Below are 24,124 nucleotides of genomic sequence, written 5' to 3'. Positions count from 1 at the left end.
AGCCATGAGCACGACGACCACGCCGCACCGCCTGTGGCAGAACACGCGCTACCTCACCTGGCTCGTCAGCGACACGAGCAAGGGGCTCGCCTCGGCGCTCTTCGGGTTCGCCGTCCCGCTCCTCGCGCTCGTCATCACGAACGACCCCGCACAGGCCGGCATCATCGCGGGGGCGGGCATGGTGGCGCGTGTGCTGCTCACCCTCGTGGGCGGGATCATCGCGGACCGGCACCGGCGCATCGTGCTCATGCTCGTCGGCTCGATTCTGGGGATCGTGCTGGCCGGGGCCTTCACCCTTCTCGCCCTCGGCGGCGCCCTCACCTTCGCGACCCTCCTCGTGATCGACGTGCTGCTGGCCGCGCGGAGCGGCCTCTTCGACGTCGCCGGCGAGAGCGCGCTGAAGGAGATCGTCCCGGACGACGCGATGGGGCGCGCGCAGGCCGCGAACCAGGGGCGCGATGCGGCCCTCCAGCTCGCCGGCGGCCCGCTGGGCGGGCTGCTGCTCGGCGTAGGCGGCTGGCTCGTCGGCGCGGTCATGACCCTGTGCCACCTCGTCGCCGCCGTGACCGCCGGGCTCCTCGGGCGACAGGTCCGGCGCGCGGGCATCGCTGACATGGGCGCTCTGGAGGCGGAAGCGGGCGACGCGCCCCCCGCGCGCCCGAACGCCTGGCGGGAGTTCCGCGAGGGCTTCGGCTGGCTGCTGTCCCGCCCCGACCTCGGCGGCGTCATGCTCATCATGACCATCGTGAACCTCGGCTTCAACGCCGCGATCACCACGGCCGTCTATGCGCTGCAGCAGGCGGGCCATTCCGAACTCCTCATCGGAACCGTCAGCGCGGCCATCGGCGCCGTGATGCTCGTCGGCGCGATCGTCGCCCCGCTCCTCGTGCCCCGGATCCCGGCGGGCGTGCTCACGATCGGCGGGCTCGCAGTGGTCGCCCTCGGCGCCGTCGTGCTGTCGTTCGCGTCGGCGCCGTGGACCGTCGCCGCCGTCCTCGGTGCCACGGTGCTGCTCGTCCCCGCCCTCAACGCGGGGATGATGGGCTACTTCATGGTGGCCACGCCGTCTCGACTGCTGGGACGCGCGAACAGCGCCATGGGGGTCCTCGCGATGGGCGCGATGCCGCTCGCCCCGCTCATCGCCGGCTTCGGCCTGGCCGGGCTCGGACGACAGGGCACCATCCTCATCTGCGCGGCCCTCTGCGTGGTGGCCGCCGCCCTCGCGATCGGGAACCGCGCCCTCCGCAGCCTCCCGGTCGAGTCTCGCTGGGCCGCGCACGCCGCCCGGTACGAGCGGGACTGAGGTGGAGACACTGCGCTAGTCGCCTGGCGTCGGGCCAGTGACGTCGGCGGCACCGAACAGCAAGCTGTCGACGACCTGGTCGCGCCGGGCCGGCCGCGCGGTGGTGTACCTCAGCAGATCTTCGAAGTGAGAGAACACGACGACCGCTTCTTCGAACTCTGGCTCGGAACCGTGGACGACTGCTCCGTCGTCTCGCACCGCCAGGTACTCGTATCCGTTGCGAACGGAAAGCAGGATGGGTGCGTGGCGCCTCCAGAAACGGGAGACCGCGACCGCCTCATCATCCGTCGTCGCAGCCTGGATGCTCAGCAGTTCACACTCGTTCCACGCGAACGCCCCCTCCGCGCCGGTCGAGTAGTCGTCGCGGGACAAGAACCACACCGTCTCGTCTGAGCTCGACAGGAGTGAGAACGAGGACACCCAGCGGATCACCGTTTCGGGTGCCGCGCGCAGCGGGGAGGGAACGCCGTTCTCCATCGACGTCGGCGGCTCAAACGTCCACCCGGCTTCCTGCAAGCTTCCGGCGGCACTTCGGAAGAGTTCCGGCATGCTCCCAGGCTACCGATCCGCACGAATCACCCTTCAGCAACCAATCCTGCGACAACCGCCGTGCCGATTCTCCCGATTCTCGTCCTGTTCAAAGACGTCTAACGCGTAGAGCTGAACACATCTCGCCGGCGGCTCACCCGGGACAGTGGTCGCGATCGATGTCGGTCGCCGTCACATCAGAGCCGATAGGAGACCACCGATTCATGGCGCGAGCGCGAGCACGGTGATCCCCGCCGCCGCGGAGGCCACGGCCAGCACCAGCGCGATCGCGATGAGGATGACGTGCACGCGGAGGAACGGGGTGGCCTTGCCGTTCTCGTCCCTGGCACGCGGGTCCTTCGCGACGCGGCTGTAGAACCGCGGCCAGACGAGCACGTTGAAACCGGCGTTGAGGAACAGCACGACGACGAGAGCGATCACCCCTCCACGCTAGCGAGGGCGGCGTCGCACCACGGATCCGGCCGTCGGAATTCTTGGACGGCGACATGTATCACCGAGCCCTTGCCGTGCTCCTGGTAGGTGTGATCACAATGGGCTTCATGATCGACGGTGCCCCCGGCGCCGCCTTCGATCCGGCATCCGACGACGGGCGCGCACGCTGGGAACGCGCCGCGGACCTGTTCGATGCGTGGCGCGATGGCGACGGCCGCTCGATGGACGACCTGGTGCGGCTGATGACGCCCGTGCTCTGGCACGTCGTGCGCGCCTACGGCCTCGAACGCACCCTCGCGGAAGACGTCGTGCAGACGACCTGGCTCCAGCTCGTGCGCGGCCACGGCACCATCGCCGACTCGCGTGCCGTCTCGGCCTGGCTCACGACCACCGCCCGCCGCGAGGCCTGGAAGGTCGGGAAGGCCGTCGGTCGCGTCGACACCGCGGAATCCGACGACCTGGACGCCCTCCTTCCGGAGCAGGCGTCCGCCGAGGAGCACGCCGCGCTCGACGACGAGAACCGCCGACTCTGGGCCGCCGTCCGCCGCCTCGCCGAGCGCTGTCAGCGCCTCCTCCGGGTGATCGCCTTCGAGGACCGCCCGGACTACGCGCGCCTCGCCCGCGACCTCTCCATGCCGGTCGGCAGCATCGGCCCGACCCGCAGCCGCTGCCTCGCGAAGCTCCGCGACCTCCTCGACGCCCCGGCCACCCGGACGGAGGGACGATCATGAGCGATGAGGACGACGCCCGGCTGTTCGCCCGCCTGCGCAGCCTCTGGAGAGAGGTCGACCCCGTCCCGGCCGGCCTCATCGACCGGATGGTCGCCGCGGTCGCCGCGGACGGGCTCAACCGCGAGTACGCGCTGCTTACGCTCGTGGAAGGCCAGCTCGGCGCGGTCCGCGGCGAGACCGACGCCCTCACCCTGCAGTTCAGCGACGGCAGCACGAGCATCCTCCTCCACGTCACGACGACCGCGTCCGGGCGACGGCGGATCGACGGCTGGGTGGACACCGCCGCCGCGGAGATCCTGTTGCTGCAGGGCGAGCGCGAGCGCCGCACGACCCCGGCGGAGACCGGCCGATTCGTGTTCGACGAGGTGCCGTCCGGGCTCAGCCGCGTGCGCCTGACCGCGACGGTCGGCGACGAGACCCGCACCCTGGAGACCCCGCAGTTCGAGTTGTGACCCCGCATCGCCGGCGCCGTCGCCGGCGATGCCCACGGAGAGGATGACCGATGGAGCAGCCCCAGGGATGGACCTGGCAGGACCGCGCGGAGGGATCGATCCGCCGCGGCACCGCCCTCGACCCCAGCACGGAACCGGTGGATGGGATCCGCGCGTTCCCCACCGCGTACCTGCCCGAGCGGCTGCTCATCACGCGTGCCCTCGGCGAGGAGGAGGCGTACGACCGCGAGCTGCGCGCCCTGAGGGATGCCGCGGACTCCTTCGGCTGGCGGCTGGAGCTGGAGTCGCCGGAGCGAGAGATCGGGAACGGCGAGCTCGTCCCGGGTGTCGCGGGGTTCCTGCGGGCGCGCCTGACCACGCCGGATGAGCCGACCAGGGGCGAGTCCCCCGTGGCGCCCGACGCCTGGCGGGTGCTGCAGCGCGCGCGCCGACTGTCGCGCTCGACCATGCCGCGGACCAGCCTGGAGCACGTGCTGTCGATCGATCCGGTCGGACTCAACCCGTTCACCCGGACGAACCCGTTCACCCGGACCAACCCGTTCACCCGGACGAATCCCGTCCGCGGTGCCGCTCCCGGCGGAGGCGGCAGCGACGACTACCTGGAGCCCGGACGCGGGGCCCGGCAGCCGGTCACCTGGCTCGGCCCCGCTCCGGCTCGAGCCGCCGCTCCGAAGCGCGGACGACGACCGGTCGTGGCGATCCTCGACACCGGCTGCGGCGAGCACGCCTGGCTGCCGTCGGACATCGTCACCCGGCACGTCGAACTCGACGGCGTCCCCGTGGGCTTCACGGACGACGCCGACCCCGAACGCTACCCCGACCTGTACGGGCAGCTCGACGGCGAGATCGACGCGGTGGCCGGTCACGGCACCTTCATCGCGGGCCTCGTGCGTCAGGCCGCCCCGGACGCCGACATCCTCTCCATCCGCGTCGCCGGCGCGCTCGGGGTGGTCGACGAGAGCACGCTCCTGGAGACCGTGGCGCAGGTCGTGGAACTGCTGCGGCGGCACCGCGAGGACCCGACGACCGGCTTCCCCATCGACGTGCTCAACCTCTCCCTCAGCTACTACCACGAGACCCCGACCGACGGGCTCTTCAGCAGGACCCTGTACGAGCTGCTCGCGAAGGCCAGAGAGCTCGGCTGCGTGGTCGTCTGCTCGGCCGGCAACGACGCGATCGATCGGCCCTCGTTCCCCGCCTCGCTGTGGCCGTGGCCCGGCGCCGACAACGGGCTGCCGTCCGACGACGGCGCTCCGCACGTGTCGGTCGGCGCCCTGAACCCGTCGGCGCACTCCGTCGCCCTGTTCTCGAACGTCGGCCCCTGGGTGCAGGTGTACGCCCCGGGCGCCGCCGTGGTCAGCACCTCGCCCGCCTTCGTCGGCGGCGCGCAGGCCGCGACCCGCGCCGACATCGACGGGCTGCCGCGCGAGACGCTCGACCCGGACGACTACCGCGGCGGCTTCGCGGTGTGGAGCGGCACCTCCTTCGCCGCTCCGTACATCGCCGGTCGGGTCGCAGCCCAGCTCGGCGCCGTCCCGGCCGCGGGGGTGAAGCCCGCCGTCGCCGGGAAGGCCGTCGCCGCCGTGCTGAAGTCCCTGCCGACGCCGCACGAGCGGCTCTGACCCCTCGCACCCTTCCGCACGACCGCTCCGGCACGGCATCCTGGACGGATGCCCCTGTCCGCGAGCGCGCTGCACCGACGCGGCGTCGAGGCGGCCAACGCCCGGCAGTTCACCCGCGCCAGGCGGGAACTGGAGAAGGCCGCCGCCCGCACCGACGACGCCGACCTCCGCGCCCGCATCGACGGGACGGCCGCCTACGTGCTCGCGCAGACCGGCGAGCCCGCGGCGGCGGAGGCGCTGTGCCGGGAGGCGCTGGCCAGGTCCGGGCTGCAGGCCGAGACGGTCGCCCTCCTCGGCGGGCAGCTCGGCGCCCTCCTTATGCACGGGGGCAGGATGGAGGAGGCCGAGGCGAGCCTGACCACCGCGATCGACGCCCTGGCCGCGACCGGGACCGAGACCCCCGCCCTCGCCAACTGCCTGATGAACCGGGCGGTGGTGCGGATGCAGCGCCATCAGCTGGACACCTGCATGGCCGATCTCCGCCGTGCGATCTCGATCTACGAGGCGCACGACGAACGGGACTCGCTCGCCGAGGCCACGCACAACCTCGGCTATGCCGCACTCCTCGGCGGCGACCTCGTGTCGGCGCTGCGCCTGATGGCCGAATCCCGGCCGACGTTCGCCGCCACCAGCGCCCTCGCCACCGCCATCAGCGACCTCGACCGCGCCGAGGTGCTCCGCGACGCCGGGCTGACAACCGAGGCGGAGGCGCTGCTCGCCCGCGTGGCCGTGCAGTTCGGTGCCCAGCGGATGCGCCAGACCCGTGGGGAGGCGGAGTTCCACCTCGCCCGCTCGCTCGTCCGCCACGATCCGCGAGCCGCGGCGCGGGCGGCGAGGACGGCCGCCCGCCGCTTCACCGCCCTCGGCAGCAGCGGCTGGGCGGCCCGCGCCGCGGCGGTGGAGCTGGAAGCCCGACAGCGGATCCGGCCCGATCGCCCGCTCGACGCCGCCGCGTGGGAGCAGGTGGCGCAGGAGCTCGACCGGAGCGGCTTCCGCACCGAGGCCACGGCCCTGCGGTTGAGCGCCCGCCGCGACGGCACCGGCCGCCTCCCCCGCATCCCCGCTTCGGCCCCGACGCCGCTCCGACTCCGCGCGCAGGAGGTCCGCGCCGCCCGCGCCGCCGGGCGCGGTCGCGACGGGGACGCGCTGCGCGCCGCCGCCACAGGACTCGACCTGCTGTCGGCATGGCAGCGCTCGTTCGGCGCCCTCGACCTGCAGGCGTCCGTCGCCATGCATGCCAGCGACCTCGTGTTCACGGGACTCGCCGCTGCCGTCCGCCGTCGCGACCCGGCGACGCTCTTCGAGTGGTCCGAGCGCGCCCGGCACCTCAGTCAGCAGGTCGCCCCGGTCCGCCCCCCGCACGATGACGCCCTCGCCGCCGACCTCGCCGAGCTCCGGATGCTGCGTGCCGACCTCGCGGGGGCGGACTGGACGACCGACCCCACCGTCCGCGCGCTCCGCGACCGGGTGCGCGAGCGGCAGTGGTCGGCCACCGGCTCCGGGGCGACGAGGGAGCGCCGAACACTGGCGGAGACCACCGCGCTCCTCTCCGCCAATACCGCGGCGCTCGCCTACGTGTTCACCGGCACCGGACTGCACGGGGTCGTGGTGCAGCCGGACGGCGCGACCCTCGTCGACCTGTCCTGGCCGCGAGTGCGGGCCGCTCTCGACGGCCTGCGCGCCGACCTCGACATGGCCGCTCTCACCCGGGACGGCGCGATGGGGCCGGTGACCGCGCGCGCTCTGACGGCGCGCCTCGCTGTCCTCGACGACGAGCTGCTCGGGCCGATGCGCCGGGCCGCCGCGGGCGCCGCGCGGTTCGTGATCACCGTTCCCGGAATCCTCGGCGGGGTGCCGTGGGCCATGCTCCCCGGCATGCACGGCGTGCCGTTCACCCTCGCGACCTCGGTCTCGCGCTGGCTCGACGGGGAGGCCTCTGCTTCCTCAGTCCCGAGCGTCGGGTTCGCGGCGGGACCGCGCGTGCCGCGGGCGGCGGAAGAGGTCCAGCGCGCGGCGGAGTCGTGGGCGGGACGGGGAACGACCCGGACGCTGCAGGACACCACCGCGACCGTGAGCGCCGTCACCGCGCTGGCGGCCTCCGTCGACGTGCTCCACATCGCCGCGCACGGGCGTCACGCGGTCGACAATCCGCTGTTCTCCGGGTTCGAACTCGCCGACGGCGTGCTCTTCGGCTACGACGTCGACCTCATCGCCCGGGTGCCGCGGACCGTGATCCTCTCGGCGTGCGAGCTGGGTCGGTCCTCCGTGCGCTGGGGCGAGGAGGCCCTGGGCATGACGCGCGTGTGGTTGCACGCGGGCGCGGAGGCGGTGATCGCGGCTCCCGTCACGGTGCCGGACGACGACGCGTGCGAGCTCCTGACCGCGGTCCACGAGGGCCTCGCCGGCGGCGCGTCCCCCGCCGACGCCCTGGCGAGCGCCGCGCTCACGACGGGGGTTTCCGCCCCGTTCCAGTGTCACGGCAACGGATTCTGACTTTTTTCCCGGATCGAGGTATCAGAATCGCACCCGCCTTCTCCTGTTCTTCGGAAGGTGTCGAGCGAAAGGCCTCGAAGGGAGAGGCACGAGGGAGGCGCCGTCGGTTCTGGGGAAACGCCGCTGGGGAGCGGGAAGACGAGACGGACACCATCTGCTCCGGGAGCGTCGCGGTATGCAGCCGCGATGCTCCCGCAGGGCCTCGGCGATCTGGGGACGCCGAGGCCCTCGGGGCGTCCGCGTGCGGCCGGAGGCCTCAGGCGAGCAGGACCGTGTAGCCCGCAGCGCGCAGCGCGTCGACGGCGGCCCCGTCGGCCCCTCGATCCGTGATGACCGTGGCGAAGAGCTCCGCCCCGCCGACGGTGGAGAAGGCCTCGGCCCCGAGCTTGCTGCCGTCGGTCACGACGACGGCCCGCCGCGCGCGCTCCGCCATCATCCGGTTCACCGCCGCCTCGCGCTCGTCCTGCGTGGTCGCCCCGGCTGCCGCGTCCATCCCGTTCACGCCGATGAACGCGAGGTCCAGCCGGACGCCACGGAGCAGCTGCTCGACGAACGGGCCGACGAGCTCGTAGGTGCGCGAGTGGATGACCCCGCCCGTGACGACCACCTTCATCTCCGGCCGGGTCGCGAGCTGGGCGGCGATGTTCACGGCATTGGTGACCACCGTGATCCCGCCCTCCGCCGCCAGGTCCTCGCGGGCGGCGAGCGCGGCCGCGATGGCGGTGGTCGTCGTGCCGCCGGAGAGGCCGACCACCATGCCGGGGGTGACGAGCGCCGCCGCGGTCTGCGCGATGCTCTCCTTCTCGTGCGTGCGGAGATGGCTCTTGTAACGGAGCGGCAGTTCGTAGGCGACGGTCTGGGCCACGGCACCGCCGTGCGTGCGGGTGAGCAGCCGCTGCTCGGCGAGGGAGTCGAGGTCGCGGCGGGTGGTGGCCGGGGAGGCCCCGAACCGCTCCACCAGCTCCTCCACCGTCACCTCCCCGTCCGCCGCGAGGAGGTCGAGGATCGCGTGCAGTCGGGCCGCGCGCTTCACCGGTCGTCGTTTCGCGTCGAGGTCGCAGCCGTGCCGGGAACCTCTGCGACCGGAGCGGGATTCTCCGACGGCGGCAGGGCGAACAGTCGCAGCATCCGGGCGGCCTCGTCCGCAAGGGCGGCGCGGGCGGGAGCGAGGTACTTGCGGGAGTCGACGAGACGCTCGTCGGCGGCGAGCACCTCGCGGACCGCCCGTGTGAAGAAGCCGTTGAGGTGGGTGGAGACGTTGACCTTGGTCATCCCGGCGCGCACGGCATCGGCGATCACGGCGTCGGCCACCCCGGACGAGCCGTGCAGCACGAGGGGCACGTCGGTCCCGTCCGCGGCGGCCCCGCGCAGAGCCGCACGCAGGCGGGCGATGAGGTCGAGGTCGAGGGAGGCCGTGCGGTCGGTCATGGCGTGCGACGACCCGACGGCCACGGCGAGCGCGTCCACGCCGGTCGCGGCCACGAACGCCCGCGCCTCGTCCGGATCGGTGCGCACCCCGGGGGCGTGGGCGCCGTCCTTCCCGCCCACCTCGCCGAGCTCGCCCTCCACGTACACCCCCGCCGCGCGGGCCCGGGCGGCGACCTCGGCGGTGAGCGCCACGTTCTCGTCGTAGGGCAGCGCGCCGCCGTCGAACATGACCGAGCCGAAGCCGAGGGCCACGGCCTCATCGACGAGCTCCGGTCGCTCCGCATGGTCGAGGTGCACCGCCACTGGGGTCTCCGCGCGTCGTGCCGCGGCGAGCGTCGCGAGGGCGATCGGCTCCAGACCGCCGTGGTAGTCGGCGCAGTTCTGCGAGATCTGCAGGATCACGGGGAGCTGGGCGAGCGCGGAGGCCCGCACGAGGCCCTCTGCGGTCTCCAGGTGGATGACGTTGAACGCGCCGATGCCGGTGCCGGCGGTGGCAGCCGCGGAGACGAGTTCCCGAGCGGAGACGAGGGTCACGAAGGGTCCTTCCGGAAGGAGGCGGGGTCGGGGCGGGAGACGCGAAGCTGCTCCTCGAGCGCGCGCCAGCGGGGGGAGATGTCGCCGGCGAGCGGCATGAGGACGGCGGCTGCCGACCACGCGGTCGCGCGACGGAGGATGACCTCGGGGTCGCGCTCGCCCTCCGCGGTGAGCACGGCGCAGGCCGCGACCGCGGCGTCTCCGGCGCCGGTCGGGTTGCCGGAGAGCGGCTCGTCGAGTCGGGCGTGCAGGAGATCGGTCGCGGTGACCGCGAGCATGCCGTCGGCACCGAGCGACAGGAGCACGAGCTCGGCACCGCGGGCCAGCAGCGAGCGCGCGCCCTCGACGGGGTCGGCGATCCCGGTGGCCTCGGCGAGCTCCGCGGCGTTGGGCTTGAGCACGGTCGCCCCGGCGTCGGCGGCGCGCAGGAGGGCCGGGCCGGAGGTGTCGACGATCACCGGGACGCGGGCGTCCGCACCCACCGCGACGAGCATCGGCACGAGCGACTCCGGCGCCCCGGGCGGAAGGCTCCCGGAGACGACGAGGACCGCGGCGCCGGGAAGCCGGTCGACGACCTCCGCGAGGAGCCCGCCCCACTCGGCATCGGTCGGGTTCACCCCTCGCTCGTTGACGATCGTGGTGTCGCCCGCGGCCTCGTCGACGAGGGCGATGCTGCGACGCGTGTCGGCCGCGACGGGCACGAGCACATGGGGCACCCCGCTGGCCGTGAGCTCCGCGGCGAACTCCGCGCCGACCGGACCGCCGGCCGTGGTCAGCGCGAGGACGGAGGCCCCCTCGGCGTGTGCGACCCTGGCGACGTTGAGGCCCTTGCCGCCGGCGCGGGACGCCCCGGTCTCGGCGCGGTGGGTCCCGCCGGCCACGAGCCGATCGACCTGCCAGGTGAGGTCGAGCGCGGGGTTCGGGGTGACGGTGAGGATCATGCGAGCTCCCTGGCACGGAGGGCGGCGCCGATCAGGCCCGCGTTGCCGGACAGCTCGGCGGGGACGAGCGCGGGGAGGCGGTGGAAGCTGAGGCGGGCGGCGAGGCGGGTGCGCAGCTCGTCGAAGAGCGCGCCGCCCGCCCGCGACAGTCCGCCGCCGATCACCACGGCCTCGGGGGCGACCACGGCGGTCAGCTGCGCGAGCGACAGGGTGAGCGCGTCCAGAGCCGAGTCCCAGATGTCGGCGGCGACCCGATCCCCGGCGGCCGCTCGGGCGATGACGTCCTTGGCGCCGTCCGGGGTCGTCCCCGTGGCCTCCCGGTAGCGGCGCGCGATGGCGCCCGCCGAGGCGACGGCCTCCAGACAGCCACGGGCACCGCACGGGCACACCGGTCCGTCGGCGATCGGGGAGTGCCCGATCTCGCCGGCGTAGCCCCCGGCCGTGTAGGGGCGGCCGCCGACGAGCAGGGCGCCGGCGATGCCGGTGCCGATCACGAGGATCACCGCGTCGTCGTAGGCCCGCGCGCCGCCCAGCTCGTGCTCGGCCCAGCTCGCGGCGCGCACGTCGTGGTCGAACGCGACGGGAAGGCCGAGACGTTCCGCGGCGAGCGCGCGCAGCGGCGCGTCCCGCCAGCCCATGTTGCTCGCGAACACGCCGACCCCGGCGGCCGCGTCGACGATCCCCGGCACCACGAGCCCGGCGGCGCGCGGCGTCACGTCGGGATGCTCGTCGCGGAGCTGCGCGGCGAGCACCTGCAGTCGGTCGAGCAGCGCGGGGGTGCGGTCGCCGGCGGCCGTGGGGGTGGGCGTGCGACGGAGGCCGAGCGCCCGCCCGTCCGCATCGAACAGCGCCGACTTGATGTCCGTCCCGCCGACGTCGAAGGCCAGGACGGGCGACCCGGCGCCGAGCGTGCGCACCGCGGCGAGCTTCTCGCCGGCCTCGTCCCTCGCGACGTCGGGGATCGCGTCCGCGGCGTCGTTCGGGGTCATCGCTCGGCTCCGGGGATCGCTGGCGTCATGCATCCAGGATGACGGATCGCGTGAGGTTGCGCGGCTGGTCGGGGTCGAGCCCGCGGGCCACGGCACGGTCGAGGGCCGTCCGGTGCAGGCGCACGAGGTCGGCGAGCGGGTCGATAGCCCGGTGCTCGAAACGGGCGCCCGTGGCGCGCACCTCCGCGGCCAGGCCTTCCGGTGCCTCTCCGAACTGCCACGTCACCCGGCCCGGCGCGGCGATGGCGATCGGACCGTGACGGTAGTCCATCGACGGGTACGCCTCGGTCCACGACTGCGAGGACTCGCGCAGCTTCAGGGCGGCCTCGTGGGCCAGGCCGATCGTCCAGCCCCGCCCGAGGAACGTGTACTGCTCGGCGTCGCGCAGCTCGGTGTCGTCGCCCTCCTCGGCGAGCACGGCGGTGGCGTCGGCGATGGCTCCGGAGAGGTCTTCGCCCAGCGACGCGCGGAAGAGGGCAAGCGCGGTCGTGGCGAAGCGCGTCTGCACGACCGACTGCTCGTCGGCGAACGGCAGCAGCACCGCGTCGTCGACGAGCGAGACGAGCGGGGAGTCGGGGTCGCCGATCACGCCGATCGTGCGGGTGCGCGCCTTGATGCGGTCGACGAGTTCCAGCACCTCGGTCGTGGTGCCGGAGCGGGTGAGGGCGACGACCGCGTCGTAGCCGCGGTCGATGAAGGCCTCGGACGCCGCGAAGGCATCGGTCTCGCCATGGCCGGACGATTCGCGCAGCGCGGCGTACGACTGGGCCATGAACCACGAGGTGCCGCAGCCGACGACCGCGACCCGTGCCCCGCGGGTCGGCAGGAGGGCCTGCTCGGCGGTGAGCTCGGCGGCGGTGGCCCACATCTGCGGCTGGGAGCGGAGCTCTTCGCGCATGTGCGCGCCGGGCAGCGAATCGGTCATGAGGAGGCCTTTCGGACGAGTTGTTGCGTACTTGTGATTGTTTCGGGCGTGATCCGATCATAGTATTTCGTCCCAAGAGAGCAACATCTTGATTTGTTTGTTTGCCTGACAAATAATCGGGACGAGTTCCCCCGAGCCCCCGCTCGGACGATCGCGACCACCTCGGCGGCGTGATCAACACGCACCGTCGCGTGGAGTGTTCTGCGACTGTGCACCACCCCCCTCTCCGGAGAGCGGATCCCGCCCGCTGGAGCAGCACCCACAGTGAGGAATGCAATGCCCATGAACAAGTCACGGCGATACGGGGCCGCAGCGGTCGCGGCCGTCGCCACGCTGTCGCTCGCATCCTGCGGTTTCGGTGGATCGGGAGGAGACAGCGGCGGCGGCGACGACGCCAGCACGCTCGACCTGCTCGTCCCCAGCTACTCCGACGCCACGAAGGGTCTCTGGGAAGACGTCATCGACGGTTTCACGAAGGACAACCCCGACATCACCGTCAACCTCGAGGTGCAGTCGTGGGACAACCTCGAGAAGGTCATCTCCACGAAGGTCCAGGCCGGCGAGGCGCCCGACATCTACAACGGCGGCCCCTTCGCGGGCTTCGTCGAGGACGAGCTGCTCTACCCGGTCGAGGAGGTCGTGTCGGACGACGTCTACTCCGACTTCCAGGACTCCTTCCTCGCCAACGCCGAGGTCGACGGCACCGCCTACGCCCTGCCGATGATCGCCTCCGCGCGTGCCCTGTTCGTCAACAACGACCTCCTGTCCCAGGCGGGCGTCGAGGCGCCGACCGACTGGGACTCCCTGCTCGACGCGGCGACCAAGGTGTCCGGGCTCGGCGGCGGTGTCGCGGGCTACGGCATGCCGCTCGGCTCGGAGGAGGCGCAGGCCGAGGCCGCCGTCTGGCTCTGGGGCGGCGGTGGATCCTTCGGCGACGCGTCGGAGATCACCATCGACACCCCGGAGAACCTCGTCGGCGCCGAGCAGATCAAGAAGATGATCGACGCCGGGGCGACCCAGGCCGACCCCGGCTCCACGCAGCGCTCCCCGCTGATGGACATCTTCATCCAGGGCAAGATCGGCATGCAGGTCGGCCTGCCGCCGACGGTCGGCCAGATCGCCGACAACAACCCGGACCTCGACTACTCGATCGTCCCGATCCCGACCGAGGACGGCTCGCCGTTCACCCTCGGCGTCATGGACCAGCTCATGGCGTTCGAGAACGACGGCGACAAGCAGGAGGCGATCACGAAGTTCCTCGACTACTTCTACTCGCCCGAGGTCTACGTGCCGTGGGTGCAGGCGGAGGGCTTCCTCCCCGTCACGAAGTCCGGCGCCGAGGAGCTGTCCGGCGAGGAGGCCCTCAAGCCGTTCCTCGACGTGCTGCCCGACGCGCAGTTCTACCCGTCGACCAACCCGAAGTGGTCGGCCGCGGACGGCGCCTTCAAGTCGCTGTTCGGACAGATCCAGGATCAGCCGGCCGCCGATGTGCTGAAGCAGATCCAGGACCAGGTGGACGCGGGCTGACCCGCGGAACGGAGAGGTTCGGGAATCCCCCATGAGCCAGACGACAGAATCCTCGAACCTCGCGGGGGCGGCCACCGGCCGCCCCCGCACCCCGGACGCCGGGACGGCCGTGCGCGGTCGCCCCGGCGGGCGGGACCTCCTGCAGGCGCTGCCGTGGATCGCCCCCGCGCTGGTGCTCATCATCGGCGTGGTGCTGTTCCCCGCCGGCGTCATGTTCTTCAACTCCACCCGCGACATCTCGCTGTCGGGCCTGGACAAGGGCTCGGTCGGCTTCGACAACTTCGTGACCGTCTTCACGTTCCCGGAGTTCTGGCCGATCTTCGTCCGCACGATCGTGTGGGTCGTGTCGGTCGTGCTGTTCACGGTCGTCATCTCGCTCGGACTCGCGCAGATCCTCAACAAGGCGTTCCCGGGTCGCCAGCTCGTGCGGATGGCGGTCATCGTGCCGTGGGCCGCGTCCGTGGTGATGACCACGATGGTCTTCTACTACAGCCTCGAGCCGTACTTCGGGGTCTTCAACAAGTTCCTCTACGACATCGGGCTCTCCGACGACGCGGTGGGCTACGGCTGGACGAAGAACCCGACGACGGCGTTCGCCTGGTCCATCGTCATCGCGGTGTTCGTGTCGCTGCCCTTCACGACCTACACGATCCTCGCGGGGCTGCAGTCCGTCCCCGCCGATGCGATCGAGGCCGCCAAGATGGACGGCGCCGGAGCGGCCCGCACCTACTGGTCGATCGTCCTGCCGCAGCTGCGGAGCGCCCTCGCCGTGGCGATCCTCATCAACATCATCAACGTCTTCAACTCGCTGCCGATCCTCAAGGTGATGACCGGGTCGATCCCGGGCTACGGCGCCGACACGATCATGACGCTGATCTTCAAGTACATCGAGCTGCAGAAGAAGGTCGACGTCGCGAGCGCCCTGTCGGTCGTGGCCTTCCTCATCGTGATCGCGATCGTCGCGGCCTACGTCAAGATCGTCAAGCCCATGAAGGAGGTCTGATCATGACCGTGACCGAGACCGCCCTCGTGACCACCGCCGACTCCCGCGGACGACGCACCCCGCCGATCCCCGGCCGCCGGCGCCGCTACACCGCGGATCAGGTGACGCTGCCCCGGGTGATTCTGCGCACCGCCGCCGGGTTCCTCGTGCTCGCCATCTTCGTGCTGCCGTACCTCATCATGTTCTTCGGATCGGTGAAGACGAAGGCGCAGATCCGCTCGGTCGACCCGACCTACCTCCCGGTGGAGTGGCACTGGGAGAACTACCTCACGATGTGGTCGACGCCCGAGACGCCGCTGCCGTACAACCTCGTCTCGACCATCGTCATCTCCGTGTTCGCGACGCTCCTGGTGCTGCTCGTGTCGCTCCCGGCGGCGTACTACACGGCCCGGTTCCGGTTCCCCGGCCGCATGGTGTTCCTGTTCCTCGTGATCGTGACGCAGATGCTGCAGCCGGCGGTGCTCACGTCGGGCCTGTTCCGGCAGTTCACCGTCCTCGGCCTCGGCGACACCTGGACCGCGATGATCTTCATCAACGCGGCCTTCAACCTGTCGTTCGCCGTGTGGATCATGCACTCGTTCTTCGCCGGCATCCCCAAGGAGGTCGACGAGGCGGCGCAGATCGACGGCGCCGGGCGCCTGACGGTCCTGTTCCGGATCAACCTCCCGCTCGTCTGGCCGGGCATCGTCACCGCGATCGTGTTCACGTTCGTGGCCTGCTGGAACGAGTTCGCCGCCTCGCTGGTGATCCTGTCGACGGACAAGAACCAGCCGCTGTCGGTCGCGCTCACGAAGTTCGTCGGTCAGTACGAGACGAGCTGGCAGTACGTGTTCGGCGTCTCGATCGTCGCGATCCTGCCCGTCATCATCCTCTTCATGCTCATCGAGAAGCGTCTCGTCGGCGGCCTCACCGCCGGCAGCGTGAAGTAGCCCGTCCCGGTTCCCGTCCCCCGGGTTCCCGTCCACCCCCCGGGTTCCCGTCCGGCGCCCCTGCACGACCGCGGCGCGCGGGCAGGGGTTCCGGGCGGATCCGGTCGTGCGCCCGTACCCGGATCGTGCCGCCGGAACATCCGACGGGAGTGGTCAGGGGCGGGTCGGGGGCGGGATCAGGGGCGGGGGCCGCCGGCGCGGAGCTGCTCGGGGCTCCATCGCACGCCGAGGACGGCGGTGAGGGCGGCCTGCGCGGGGCCGGCGGAGGGGGCCACGCGCGGGTCGGCGTACCGGATCGGGATGTCAGCGGTGCCGCGCGCGGGGTAGCCGCTCTCGGCCCGCACCCGCTCCAGGAACCGGGGGCCGAGCTCCGTCGCGGGGCCGCCGATGACCACCTCGATCGGATCGAGCAGCGCCCCGATGAGCTTGATGGCGCGGGCCAGCGCCCGCGCCCCGTCGTCGATCAGCGTCTGATCCGCCCGGGCGACGAGGGCACGGACCGCCGACGCGTCCAGGGCGTCCGAGAACTCCTCGCCGAGCATCGGTCCCATCGCGGCCGCCGACTCCAGGCAGCCGCGCCGCCCGCAGCGGCACGGGCGGGCGGCATCGCCGAACACCACCTGCACGTGCCCGATCTCCCCGGCACGGTCGCGGGGTCCGGGCGCGAGCTCCCCGTCGAGGGTGACCGCGGCGCCGATGCCCCCGCCGCTGTGGATGAACAGGCGGTAGCCCGAGGGGGCGGCGTCCAGCCCGGCCTCCGCGATGGCCTCGGCGTCGACGTCGTTGACGAGGAGGACCGGGACGCCCGCGATGCTCTCGAAGCGCTCCGCCAGCGGCACCTCGTGCCACTCCAGTTGCACGCTCTCCAGCACGGTGCGCCCGTCCGTCGTCCCCGGGACCTGCACACCGACCGCGAGCAGCCGCGACCCGGTTGCGGCGACGACCTCCGCGACCGTCTCGTCGAGGACCCGGTCCCGGGTCTGCATCGTGTAGGAGATGCTGCGTCGTTCGACCTCGGAGCCGTCGAGGGCGACGAGCGCCAGGTACGCGCTGGTCGGCTGCACGACGAGCACGAGGATCAGGTGGTGCTCCGCGTCGATGCTGAGCGTGGTCGCGCGCTTGCCCCCCGTGCTCACCGCCTGCTCACCCTCCGCGATCAAGCGGTTCTCGATGAGCTCGGCGACGAGGGACGACGCGGTCGCCGCCGTGAGGCCGGTCGCCCGCGCGATGCCGGCGCGGGTCTGCGAACCGGAGGCCTGGAAGACGAGCTGGAGCGCCCGTCGCAGGTTCGCTCGCCGAACCGCCGCCTGGGTGTCCAGCGCGTCGTCGTGGGTGAACATCTGCGGGTTCCTTCTCGGGGCCGAGGTCCGTCGATTGACAGCGCGCGTACCGCTCCGTACGCTCGGTCCGTTAGTTTATTCATTGAACTTAGTCAGCCCGAGCGTCGATCGGGAGGAGCATCGTGCGCTACCCCCAGATCCTAGAGCGCCCCGCGGATCGGGCACGAGCCGCGCAGCCACCGGGCAACGGTCACGCCCGCGGTATCCGGGAGCGGAACCGCGCCCTCGTCCTCCGCACCCTCATGGAGCAGTCCGCCCTGAGTCGCGCCGATCTGTCCCGGCTCACCGGCCTCGCCCGCCCCACCGTCTCCGAGGTCGTGCGCGACCTGCTCGCCGACGGTGTGATCCGGGAGAGCGGACCCAGCCAGGAGTCCCGGCCGGGGAAGCCCGCCGTGATGCTCGAGTTCGACCAGCGTGCCGTCCAGGTCATCGCACTCGACCTCTCCGCACCCGACGACATCGTCGGCGCACTGGCCTCGCCGGACGGCCGCATCGCGCACCGCCTCCGCCGGCCGCGCACCCCGGACGCCGCCGCCGCCATCGCCGGTCTCGTCGCCGAGCTGCGGGCCCTCGCCGACGGTCCCGCGCTCGGCATCGGCATCGGCGTGCCCACCGGCTCCTCCGCGCTGCTCGGTCTCGGCCCTCGACTCGCGGACGTCCTCGACGCGCCCGTCCACCTGTTCGACGACGCCGATCTCGTGGCCGACGCCGCGCAGCGGTTCGGCTCCGTCGGCACCGACTTCCTGCTCGTCCGCATCGGCGCCCGCATCGGCACCGCGATCCGCGTCGTCGGCGACGACGGCGCCCCGGTGGAACGCTCCATCGGCGCCCGCGAGCTCGCGCACGTCGGTGCGGGTGGCGACCCCGGTGAGCTGTGCCTGTGCGGCCGCGACGGCTGCGTCCACGCGTGGGCGGCGGCTCCCGCGATCGCCCGGCGCCTGGAGACCCCGGGCGCAGACCACGCGACGGTGCTCACCGCCGCCGGCGCCCGGCTCGGTACGTCGCTCTCGGTCATCGCCGCCGCCGTCGACCTGCCCACGATCGTCCTGAGCGGTCCGGACGGGATCGTCTCCCCGGAGTTCGTGGACGCGACGGCCGCCGCGGTCCGTGCCGCCTCGCACCCCTCCCTCGGACCGACCGTGGTGCCGAGCGCGCTCGACGACGCCGTCCTGCTGGGCGCGGCGACCCGCGTGGTGGCCGCCGAGTTCAGCCCGCGCTGACGGACGCGCCCGTCATCCGTCCCCTCCCGCCCGGAAGGGATGGGAGACTCGATCCCGCGAGGCGGCCGTCCGTCGTCTCGATCCGTCCTGGGAGGGAATCCGCATGAAGGTACTCGTGATCGGCGCGACCGGCAGCATCGGCGGGGTGGTCGCCGCCACCCTCGACGTGCGGGGACACGAGGTCGTGCGGGCGTCCCGCTCCGGCGAGCAGAACGTGGACGTGACCGACCCCGCCTCCATCCGCAGCCTCTTCGAGCGGGTCGGCCCGGTCGACGCCGTCGTGGTCGCCGTGGGCTCCGTGCCCTTCAAGCCGCTCACCGATCTCGACCGCGACGACTATCTCGCCGCCTTCACCGGGAAGACCCTCGCGCAGCTCGACGTCGTGCGGGTCGCCCTCGACCACGTGACCGACGGCGGCTCCATCACCCTCACCAGCGGCGTGCTCGCGCGGGAGCCGATCGCGACGGGAGCGGCGGCGGCGATGGCCAACGGCGCCCTGGAGTCGTTCGTGATCACGGCGGCGGCCGAGGCCCCGCGGGGGATCCGCATCAATGCGGTCTCCCCCGACGTGCTGGCGAACTCCCCCGGGTACTTCTCGACCTTCCCCGGCCACCGCCCTGTCACCGACGACGAGGTCGGCCAAGCGTACGTGCGCGCGGTCGAGGGCATCGTCTCGGGGCGGGTGCTCCCCGTCTGATGGCGCTCTCCCTCACTCCCGTCCCCACCCTGACCACCGAGCGGCTGGACCTCGTGCCGCTCGGACCGGAGCATCTCGACGGCACCTGGGCGGCCCTGCAGGAGCCCGAGGTGCTGCGGCTGACCGGCACCCACGCGCGCTTCACCCGCGAGGGCGTCGAGACCTGGCTCCGGTCGCTCGCCGACCGGGACGACCGGGCGGATTGGGCGATCCTCCGTCGCGACGACGGCGCGCACATCGGCGAGGTGGTCCTCAGCGACCTGGACGAGGACAACGGCTCGGCCGGTTTCCGCATCGCCCTCGCCGGCCCGCGGTGGTTCGGCGCCGGATACGGGACCGAGGCGACGCGCGCGGTCATCCGGCACGCCTTCGACACCGTGGGACTGCATCGCGTGGAGCTCGAGGTGTACGCGTTCAACCCGCGGGCGCAGCGCGCCTACGAGAAGGCCGGGTTCGTCGTCGAGGGCCGGCGTCGGGAGGCGCTGCGCTGGGACGGCGAGTGGGTCGACGCCATCGTCATGAGCGTCCTCGCGGACGGGTGACTGCACGCCGAGCGGTGGTGAGCGCAAGGGGGAGACGGAGCACAGGTCCGTGTCGGAAGATGAGGGCATGACCGACGCGCCGCTGTCTTCCCGTCCCTGGCTCCGCTCCTATGCCGAGGGCGTGCCGGCCGACATCGACGAGCCGACGCAGACCCTGCCGCAGATGCTGGCCGCCAGCGTCCGGCGGTATGCGCGCCGCCCCGCCCTCGAGTTCTTCGGTGCCGTGACCACCTACCGGGAGCTCGGCGAGCAGATTGACCGCGCCGCGGAGGGACTCCGCCACCTCGGGGTCACGAAGGGCGACCGGGTGGCGCTGGTGCTGCCGAACTGCCCGCAGCACGTCGTCGCGTTCTACGCGGTTCTGCGCCTCGGCGCGATCGTCGTCGAGCACAACCCGCTCTACACCGCGCGGGAGCTGCGCCACCAGTTCGAGGACCACGGGGCCCGCGTCGCGATCGTGTGGGACAAGGTCGCCGACACCGTCGCGGGGTTCCCCGACGACCTCCGGGTCGGCCACATCGTGAGCGTCGACCTCACGGGGGCGATGCCCCTGTCGAAGCGCCTCCTGCTGCGACTCCCCGTCCCGAAGGCCCGGGCATCGCGGGCGAAGCTGACCGGCACGCCACGCGCGCGGCACCTGACGCCGTGGAAGAAGCTCGTGTCGCACCGCCGGCTCCCCCGCCGCACCCCCGGGCCGTCACTGGGCGACACCGCCGTCCTGCAGTACACGAGCGGGACGACCGGGGTCCCCAAGGGCGCCATCCTCACCCACGCGAATCTGCGGGCCAACGCGATGCAGGGGCGGGCCTGGGTGCCCGGACTCCGCGACGGCGAGGAGACTTTCTACGCCGTGCTTCCGCTCTTCCACGCCTACGGACTCACCCTGTGCCTCACGTTCGCGTTGAGCATCGGGGCGAAGGTGGTGCTGTTCCCGGCCTTCGATGTGAGCCTGGTCATGGACGCCGCCCGCACGAGCCCGCCGACCTTCCTCCCCGCCGTCCCGCCCATCTACGACCAGCTGGCCCGCGCGGCCGGCCGCGGCACAGTGGACCTCTCGACGGTGCGGTTCGCGATCTCCGGGGCCATGAGCCTCCCCGTGGCGACGGTGCGACGCTGGGAGGAGGCCACCGGGGGACTGCTCGTCGAGGGGTACGGGATGACCGAGGCCTCCCCGGTCGCGCTCGGCAACCCGATGGGTCCGACGCGGCGTCCCGGCACCGTCGGCGTCCCGTTCCCGAGCACGGAGATCCGTGTCGTCGACCCCGACGACCCCGATGTCGACGTGCCCACAGGCGAGCCCGGTGAGCTGCTGCTGCGCGGACCGCAGGTCTTCCAGGGATACTGGGGGCGCCCCGGCGAGACGGCCGAGACCCTGTTGCCGGACGGCTGGCTCCGCACCGGCGACATCGCCGAGGTCTCTCCCGACGGGTTCGTCACCATCGTCGACCGCCGGAAGGAGCTCATCATCACCGGCGGCTTCAACGTCGCGCCCAGTGAGGTGGAAAGCGCGCTGGAAGCCCACCCGGACGTCGTCGCGGCCGCCGTCGTGGGGCTCCCTCGGGCGAGTGGCGGCGAGGAGGTCGCCGCGGCAGTGGTGCTCCGCGAGGGCGCGGCGGCGGACATGGACGGGCTCCGCGACTTCTGCCGCACCCACCTGACCGCCTACAAGGTGCCGCGCCGGATCACCGCCGTCGACGACCTCCCGCGGTCGCTCATCGGCAAAGTGCTGCGGCGCGAGGTGCGCGACCGGCTGCTCGCCGAGCGCGGGGCCTGACGCGCGGGCTCAGCGCCCTTCCGCGGCCTCGGTGTGGTGGCGGATGACCTCGGCCACGACGAAGTTGAACCACTTCTCCGCGAACTCCGGGTCGAGGTGGGCGTCCTCTGCGAGCGCGCGGAGCCGGGCGACCTGCTGCTCCTCGCGGTTCGGGTCGGACGGCGGCATCGCGTGCTCGGCCTTGAGGTGGCCCACCTGCTGCGTGGCGCGGAACCGCTCCGCGAGCAGGAAGATCAGCGCCGCGTCGATGTTGTCGATGCTCGCACGCAGCCGGAGCAGTTCGGCCTTCGGATCCTCAGCGGCAGTCATGCCCCTACTCTAGAGCCGCGGATCACCCGGCCTCCGACGAGGGGCACCGCTATCGTGTGCTCATGAGCAACGACCAGTCGCCGGCCTCCGCTCCGCACGACGGCCAGGGCGGTCCCGCCCCGGAAGCCGTCCCCGTCGATGCCGCGCTGGTCGGCGCTGCGGTGGAGGCGCCCGACGCCGCCGCGAAGCCGTCCGTCCCCGTGGTGATCGAGCCGACCACGCCCAGCCGCTCGTTCTGGACGCGGATCGATCGGCCGTTCGTCTTCGGGTTCCTCGTGACCCTCGGAGGCCTCGGGGCGATCGTGATCGGCAGCGCGCTCTACAACCTCTCCACCGTCCTCATCTACATCGCGCTCGCCCTGTTCGCCGCGCTCGGCCTCGACCCGGCCGTCCGCTTCCTCGAACGCCGCGGTATCTCCCGCGCGCTCTCCGTCGTGGTGACGATCCTCGCTCTCATCGTCGTCGTGGCCCTCGTCCTCTGGATGATCGTGCCCATCGTCGTCGATCAGATCGCGGGGTTCGTGAAGTCGGTCCCCGGCATGATCCAGGACTTCACGAAGTCCGACCTCTACGCCACCCTCAACAACCAGTTCGGTGACCAGTTCCAGGACCTCGTGTCGGAGGTGCAGAAGTTCCTCTCCGACTTCGGCAACCTCGCGACGATCGGCGGCGGGGCGCTCCAGGTGGGCGCGTCCATCGCGAGCGGGATCTCGGGCGCGATCGTGGTGCTCGTGCTGACGCTGTACTTCCTCGCGACCCTGCCGGCCATGCGCCAGGGGATGCTGCGTCTCGTCCCGGCCCGCGACCGCGACCGCGCCGGCGACATCTCCCAGCAGATCACCGATTCGGTCGGCGGCTACGTGATGGGGATGGTCGTCCTCGCGTTCTGCAACGCGACCCTCGCCCTCATCCTCTACACCGTGCTCGGCCTGCCGTTCCCGCCGCTCATGGCCGCGATCGCCTTCTGCGTCACACTCATCCCGCTCGTCGGCTCCGTGCTGTTCTGGATGATCGGCACCATCCTCGCGCTGTTCACGAACCCGATCGCCGCGCTGGTCTTCGCCGCGATCTACCTCGTCTACATGCAGATCGAGGCGTACGTGCTCACCCCCCGGGTCATGAACAAGGCGGTGGCCGTGCCGGGCTCGCTCGTCGTCATCGGCGCCCTCGCCGGCGGCACGCTCCTCGGTCTGCTCGGCGCCCTCGTGGCCGTGCCCGTCACCGCCTCGATCCTCATCATCGTCAAGCAGGTGGTCGTGCCGAAGCAGGACTCCCGCACCTGACCCCACCCCTGCACAACTTCGGAGATCCGAGGCGACACGCCGTGAGCCCAGGGTCCTCCGCGGCGTGTCGGGCGAGATCTCCGAAGCTGTGCACGCGGCGGTCGAGAACGACGAAGCGCCCGACCCCTGAGGGCCGGGCGCTTCGCGGGGAGACGACTCAGATGAGGTCGTTGTCCGTCAGCCACTGCTTCGCGATGTCCTCCGCCGACTTCTGGTCGACCGTGCTCTGCACGTTGAGGGCGACGAGCTCCTCGGCGGTCAGCTTGGCGCTGATGCCGTTGATGACGTCGGCGATCTCGTCGGCCACGTCGCTGGACGCGATCGGGACGACGTTCGAGGCCAGGATGATGTTCTCCGGGTCTTCCAGCGCCACGATGTCCTCGGTCTGGAAGGCCGGGTCGGCCGAGTAGATGTCCGCGACCTGGATCTCGCCGGCAAGCAGCGACTCCAGCGTCGTGGGACCGGTGGCCGAGAACGCCAGGTCGACGCCGTAGACCTCCTTGGCCGCGGCGGGACCGTACGGACGCTGCTCGAACTCCGGAGCCGCGCCGATCGTGACCGGGGTGGTGACGTCCGCGAGGTCGGCGATCGAGGTGAGGTCGTTCTCCTCGGCGAAGCTCTTGAGCACCGTGTAGGTGTCCTGGTCGGAGGCCTCGGCGTAGTCGAGCGCGGTGAGGCCGTCCGGGAGCGCGTCCTTCAGGGCCGCGTAGACGTCGTCCGGGCTGGTGGCGGTCGCATCCTTGTCCAGGTACTCGAGCAGGTTGCCCGTGTACTCGGGGAACAGGTCGATCGCCCCGGACTCGACGTCCGGCATGTAGGCGTCGCGCTGGCCGATGCTGAACTGACGGTCGACGTCGAAGTCGGCGGCCTCGAGCGCCTGCGCGTAGATCTCGGCGATGATCTCGTTCGAGTAGTAGGCCTGCGAGCCGATGACGATGGTGTCGCTGCCCCCACCGTCGCCGGCGTCGTCGGTCGGCGCGTCCAGCGGGTTGCTGTTGGCGCAGCCGGAGAGGGCGAGGGCGGCGGCGAGCGCGACGCCGCCGGCAAGGGCGAGGCGGGACTTTCGTGCAGTGAACATGGACTTCCTCTTCTCTGGGGGAC

The 24,124-nt window shown here is 72.2% G+C and carries 23 protein-coding genes; 13 read left to right on the top strand and 10 right to left on the bottom strand.

The annotated features are described in order from the left end of the window. Positions 1-4 precede the first annotated feature (4 nt). Positions 5-1,303 (top strand): MFS transporter, encoded by a 1,299-nt coding sequence (locus tag AB0300_RS08545; protein WP_366215838.1) that lies wholly within the window; start codon positions 5-7, stop codon positions 1,301-1,303. Positions 1,304-1,318: 15 nt separating this feature from the next. Here the strand turns inward: AB0300_RS08545 and AB0300_RS08540 are convergent, their stop codons facing one another. Together AB0300_RS08540 and AB0300_RS08535 are read right to left on the bottom strand one after the other, a co-directional pair. Beyond that, positions 1,319-1,852 (bottom strand): hypothetical protein, encoded by a 534-nt coding sequence (locus AB0300_RS08540; RefSeq protein ID WP_025104187.1) that lies wholly within the window; start codon positions 1,850-1,852, stop codon positions 1,319-1,321. A 201-nt stretch (positions 1,853-2,053) separates the two neighbouring features. Continuing rightward, positions 2,054-2,272 (bottom strand): SCO4848 family membrane protein, encoded by a 219-nt coding sequence (locus tag AB0300_RS08535; protein WP_025104188.1) that lies wholly within the window; start codon positions 2,270-2,272, stop codon positions 2,054-2,056. Positions 2,273-2,391: 119 nt separating this feature from the next. Between AB0300_RS08535 and AB0300_RS08530 the strand changes: the two genes are divergently transcribed. The 4 genes from AB0300_RS08530 to AB0300_RS08515 are packed head-to-tail and all read left to right on the top strand — an operon-like array spanning position 2,392 to position 7,582. After that, positions 2,392-3,015 carry a sigma-70 family RNA polymerase sigma factor gene (locus tag AB0300_RS08530; RefSeq protein ID WP_238695663.1) on the top strand — a complete coding sequence of 208 codons (624 nt, stop codon included), beginning with the start codon at positions 2,392-2,394 and terminating at the stop codon, positions 3,013-3,015. Further along, positions 3,012-3,467: a hypothetical protein gene (locus AB0300_RS08525; protein ID WP_025104190.1), complete on the top strand. Its 456-nt coding sequence runs from the start codon at positions 3,012-3,014 to the stop codon at positions 3,465-3,467. Before AB0300_RS08530 ends, AB0300_RS08525 begins: the two co-directional genes overlap by 4 nt. A gap of 50 nt (positions 3,468-3,517) precedes the next feature. Further along, on the top strand, positions 3,518-5,089 hold the full coding sequence (locus tag AB0300_RS08520; protein ID WP_025104191.1) for a S8/S53 family peptidase: 1,572 nt from the start codon (positions 3,518-3,520) through the stop codon (positions 5,087-5,089). Positions 5,090-5,137: 48 nt separating this feature from the next. Continuing rightward, on the top strand, positions 5,138-7,582 hold the full coding sequence (locus AB0300_RS08515) for a CHAT domain-containing protein (RefSeq protein WP_366215837.1): 2,445 nt from the start codon (positions 5,138-5,140) through the stop codon (positions 7,580-7,582). A gap of 256 nt (positions 7,583-7,838) precedes the next feature. On the opposite strand, the gene AB0300_RS08510 is transcribed toward AB0300_RS08515, so the two are convergent. From AB0300_RS08510 to AB0300_RS08490, 5 genes are read right to left on the bottom strand one after another with little or no spacing between them, the layout of a single operon-like run. Beyond that, complete coding sequence (locus tag AB0300_RS08510; protein WP_303709603.1) at positions 7,839-8,615, bottom strand: DeoR/GlpR family DNA-binding transcription regulator; 777 nt, start codon at positions 8,613-8,615, stop codon at positions 7,839-7,841. Continuing rightward, complete coding sequence (locus tag AB0300_RS08505; protein ID WP_366215836.1) at positions 8,612-9,544, bottom strand: class II fructose-bisphosphate aldolase; 933 nt, start codon at positions 9,542-9,544, stop codon at positions 8,612-8,614. Before AB0300_RS08505 ends, AB0300_RS08510 begins: the two co-directional genes overlap by 4 nt. Then, entirely contained in the window at positions 9,541-10,485 is a 945-nt protein-coding gene (locus AB0300_RS08500) for a 1-phosphofructokinase family hexose kinase (protein ID WP_085604327.1), read from the bottom strand. Before AB0300_RS08500 ends, AB0300_RS08505 begins: the two co-directional genes overlap by 4 nt. Beyond that, positions 10,482-11,474 (bottom strand): ROK family protein, encoded by a 993-nt coding sequence (locus AB0300_RS08495; protein WP_303709599.1) that lies wholly within the window; start codon positions 11,472-11,474, stop codon positions 10,482-10,484. The genes AB0300_RS08500 and AB0300_RS08495 overlap by 4 nt, the downstream gene beginning before the upstream one ends. A 25-nt stretch (positions 11,475-11,499) precedes the next feature. Further along, positions 11,500-12,399 carry an SIS domain-containing protein gene (locus AB0300_RS08490; protein WP_085604321.1) on the bottom strand — a complete coding sequence of 300 codons (900 nt, stop codon included), beginning with the start codon at positions 12,397-12,399 and terminating at the stop codon, positions 11,500-11,502. A gap of 282 nt (positions 12,400-12,681) precedes the next feature. Here AB0300_RS08490 and AB0300_RS08485 point away from each other — a divergent pair, with 282 nt between their 5' ends. Genes AB0300_RS08485 through AB0300_RS08475 form a run of 3 tightly spaced genes read left to right on the top strand, consistent with a single transcriptional unit; the run spans position 12,682 to position 15,858 of the window. Further along, complete coding sequence (locus AB0300_RS08485) at positions 12,682-13,926, top strand: extracellular solute-binding protein (RefSeq protein ID WP_025104198.1); 1,245 nt, start codon at positions 12,682-12,684, stop codon at positions 13,924-13,926. 31 nt (positions 13,927-13,957) lie between these two features. Then, entirely contained in the window at positions 13,958-14,929 is a 972-nt protein-coding gene (locus tag AB0300_RS08480) for a sugar ABC transporter permease (protein ID WP_025104199.1), read from the top strand. A 2-nt stretch (positions 14,930-14,931) separates the two neighbouring features. Further along, a complete protein-coding gene (locus tag AB0300_RS08475; RefSeq protein ID WP_025104200.1) occupies positions 14,932-15,858 on the top strand; it encodes a carbohydrate ABC transporter permease in 927 nt (308 codons plus the stop codon). A gap of 176 nt (positions 15,859-16,034) precedes the next feature. Here the strand turns inward: AB0300_RS08475 and AB0300_RS08470 are convergent, their stop codons facing one another. Then, positions 16,035-17,198 (bottom strand): ROK family protein, encoded by a 1,164-nt coding sequence (locus AB0300_RS08470; RefSeq protein WP_085604318.1) that lies wholly within the window; start codon positions 17,196-17,198, stop codon positions 16,035-16,037. Between the two features lie 122 nt (positions 17,199-17,320). Between AB0300_RS08470 and AB0300_RS08465 the strand changes: the two genes are divergently transcribed. The 4 genes from AB0300_RS08465 (at position 17,321) to AB0300_RS08450 (ending at position 21,431) form a co-directional block, all read left to right on the top strand. Beyond that, on the top strand, positions 17,321-18,418 hold the full coding sequence (locus AB0300_RS08465) for an ROK family protein (RefSeq protein WP_366215835.1): 1,098 nt from the start codon (positions 17,321-17,323) through the stop codon (positions 18,416-18,418). Between the two features lie 103 nt (positions 18,419-18,521). Then, the gene (locus tag AB0300_RS08460) at positions 18,522-19,115 is read left to right on the top strand and encodes a short chain dehydrogenase (protein ID WP_025104203.1); all 594 of its coding nucleotides are present in this window, start codon (positions 18,522-18,524) and stop codon (positions 19,113-19,115) included. Then, positions 19,115-19,657, top strand: a complete 543-nt coding sequence (locus tag AB0300_RS08455) for a GNAT family N-acetyltransferase (RefSeq protein WP_025104204.1) — start codon at positions 19,115-19,117, stop codon at positions 19,655-19,657. The genes AB0300_RS08460 and AB0300_RS08455 overlap by 1 nt, the downstream gene beginning before the upstream one ends. A 67-nt stretch (positions 19,658-19,724) precedes the next feature. Then, complete coding sequence (locus AB0300_RS08450; RefSeq protein WP_366215834.1) at positions 19,725-21,431, top strand: long-chain-fatty-acid--CoA ligase; 1,707 nt, start codon at positions 19,725-19,727, stop codon at positions 21,429-21,431. Positions 21,432-21,440: 9 nt separating this feature from the next. Here AB0300_RS08450 and AB0300_RS08445 read toward each other — a convergent pair whose 3' ends face one another. Beyond that, entirely contained in the window at positions 21,441-21,740 is a 300-nt protein-coding gene (locus AB0300_RS08445) for a chorismate mutase (RefSeq protein WP_025104206.1), read from the bottom strand. Between the two features lie 62 nt (positions 21,741-21,802). Here AB0300_RS08445 and AB0300_RS08440 point away from each other — a divergent pair, with 62 nt between their 5' ends. Continuing rightward, positions 21,803-23,023 (top strand): AI-2E family transporter, encoded by a 1,221-nt coding sequence (locus tag AB0300_RS08440; RefSeq protein ID WP_366215833.1) that lies wholly within the window; start codon positions 21,803-21,805, stop codon positions 23,021-23,023. A gap of 157 nt (positions 23,024-23,180) precedes the next feature. On the opposite strand, the gene AB0300_RS08435 is transcribed toward AB0300_RS08440, so the two are convergent. Then, positions 23,181-24,101, bottom strand: coding sequence for an ABC transporter substrate-binding protein (locus AB0300_RS08435; RefSeq protein WP_025104208.1), 921 nt, complete (start codon positions 24,099-24,101; stop codon positions 23,181-23,183). Between the last annotated feature and the right edge of the window lie 23 nt (positions 24,102-24,124).

Origin of the sequence: Microbacterium sp. NPDC078814 (assembly GCF_040702645.1) — a bacterium.
Lineage (GTDB): Bacteria > Actinomycetota > Actinomycetes > Actinomycetales > Microbacteriaceae > Microbacterium.
This window is presented reverse-complemented; position numbering and strand designations above follow the sequence as displayed.

Excerpts from the sequence above, each read along its gene's own strand:
- AB0300_RS08495 (WP_303709599.1), bottom strand. The coding sequence starts at position 11,474 with ATGACCCCGAACGACGCCGCGGACGCGATCCCCGACGTCGCGAGGGAC.
- AB0300_RS08460 (WP_025104203.1), top strand. The coding sequence starts at position 18,522 with ATGAAGGTACTCGTGATCGGCGCGACCGGCAGCATCGGCGGGGTGGTC.
- AB0300_RS08445 (WP_025104206.1), bottom strand. The coding sequence starts at position 21,740 with ATGACTGCCGCTGAGGATCCGAAGGCCGAACTGCTCCGGCTGCGTGCG.
- AB0300_RS08500 (WP_085604327.1), bottom strand. The coding sequence starts at position 10,485 with ATGATCCTCACCGTCACCCCGAACCCCGCGCTCGACCTCACCTGGCAG.
- AB0300_RS08485 (WP_025104198.1), top strand. The coding sequence starts at position 12,682 with ATGAACAAGTCACGGCGATACGGGGCCGCAGCGGTCGCGGCCGTCGCC.
- AB0300_RS08480 (WP_025104199.1), top strand. The coding sequence starts at position 13,958 with ATGAGCCAGACGACAGAATCCTCGAACCTCGCGGGGGCGGCCACCGGC.
- AB0300_RS08540 (WP_025104187.1), bottom strand. The coding sequence starts at position 1,852 with ATGCCGGAACTCTTCCGAAGTGCCGCCGGAAGCTTGCAGGAAGCCGGG.
- AB0300_RS08475 (WP_025104200.1), top strand. The coding sequence starts at position 14,932 with ATGACCGTGACCGAGACCGCCCTCGTGACCACCGCCGACTCCCGCGGA.
- AB0300_RS08545 (WP_366215838.1), top strand. The coding sequence starts at position 5 with ATGAGCACGACGACCACGCCGCACCGCCTGTGGCAGAACACGCGCTAC.
- AB0300_RS08530 (WP_238695663.1), top strand. The coding sequence starts at position 2,392 with ATGATCGACGGTGCCCCCGGCGCCGCCTTCGATCCGGCATCCGACGAC.
- AB0300_RS08450 (WP_366215834.1), top strand. The coding sequence starts at position 19,725 with ATGACCGACGCGCCGCTGTCTTCCCGTCCCTGGCTCCGCTCCTATGCC.
- AB0300_RS08490 (WP_085604321.1), bottom strand. The coding sequence starts at position 12,399 with ATGACCGATTCGCTGCCCGGCGCGCACATGCGCGAAGAGCTCCGCTCC.
- AB0300_RS08525 (WP_025104190.1), top strand. The coding sequence starts at position 3,012 with ATGAGCGATGAGGACGACGCCCGGCTGTTCGCCCGCCTGCGCAGCCTC.
- AB0300_RS08455 (WP_025104204.1), top strand. The coding sequence starts at position 19,115 with ATGGCGCTCTCCCTCACTCCCGTCCCCACCCTGACCACCGAGCGGCTG.
- AB0300_RS08435 (WP_025104208.1), bottom strand. The coding sequence starts at position 24,101 with ATGTTCACTGCACGAAAGTCCCGCCTCGCCCTTGCCGGCGGCGTCGCG.
- AB0300_RS08520 (WP_025104191.1), top strand. The coding sequence starts at position 3,518 with ATGGAGCAGCCCCAGGGATGGACCTGGCAGGACCGCGCGGAGGGATCG.
- AB0300_RS08515 (WP_366215837.1), top strand. The coding sequence starts at position 5,138 with ATGCCCCTGTCCGCGAGCGCGCTGCACCGACGCGGCGTCGAGGCGGCC.
- AB0300_RS08470 (WP_085604318.1), bottom strand. The coding sequence starts at position 17,198 with ATGTTCACCCACGACGACGCGCTGGACACCCAGGCGGCGGTTCGGCGA.
- AB0300_RS08440 (WP_366215833.1), top strand. The coding sequence starts at position 21,803 with ATGAGCAACGACCAGTCGCCGGCCTCCGCTCCGCACGACGGCCAGGGC.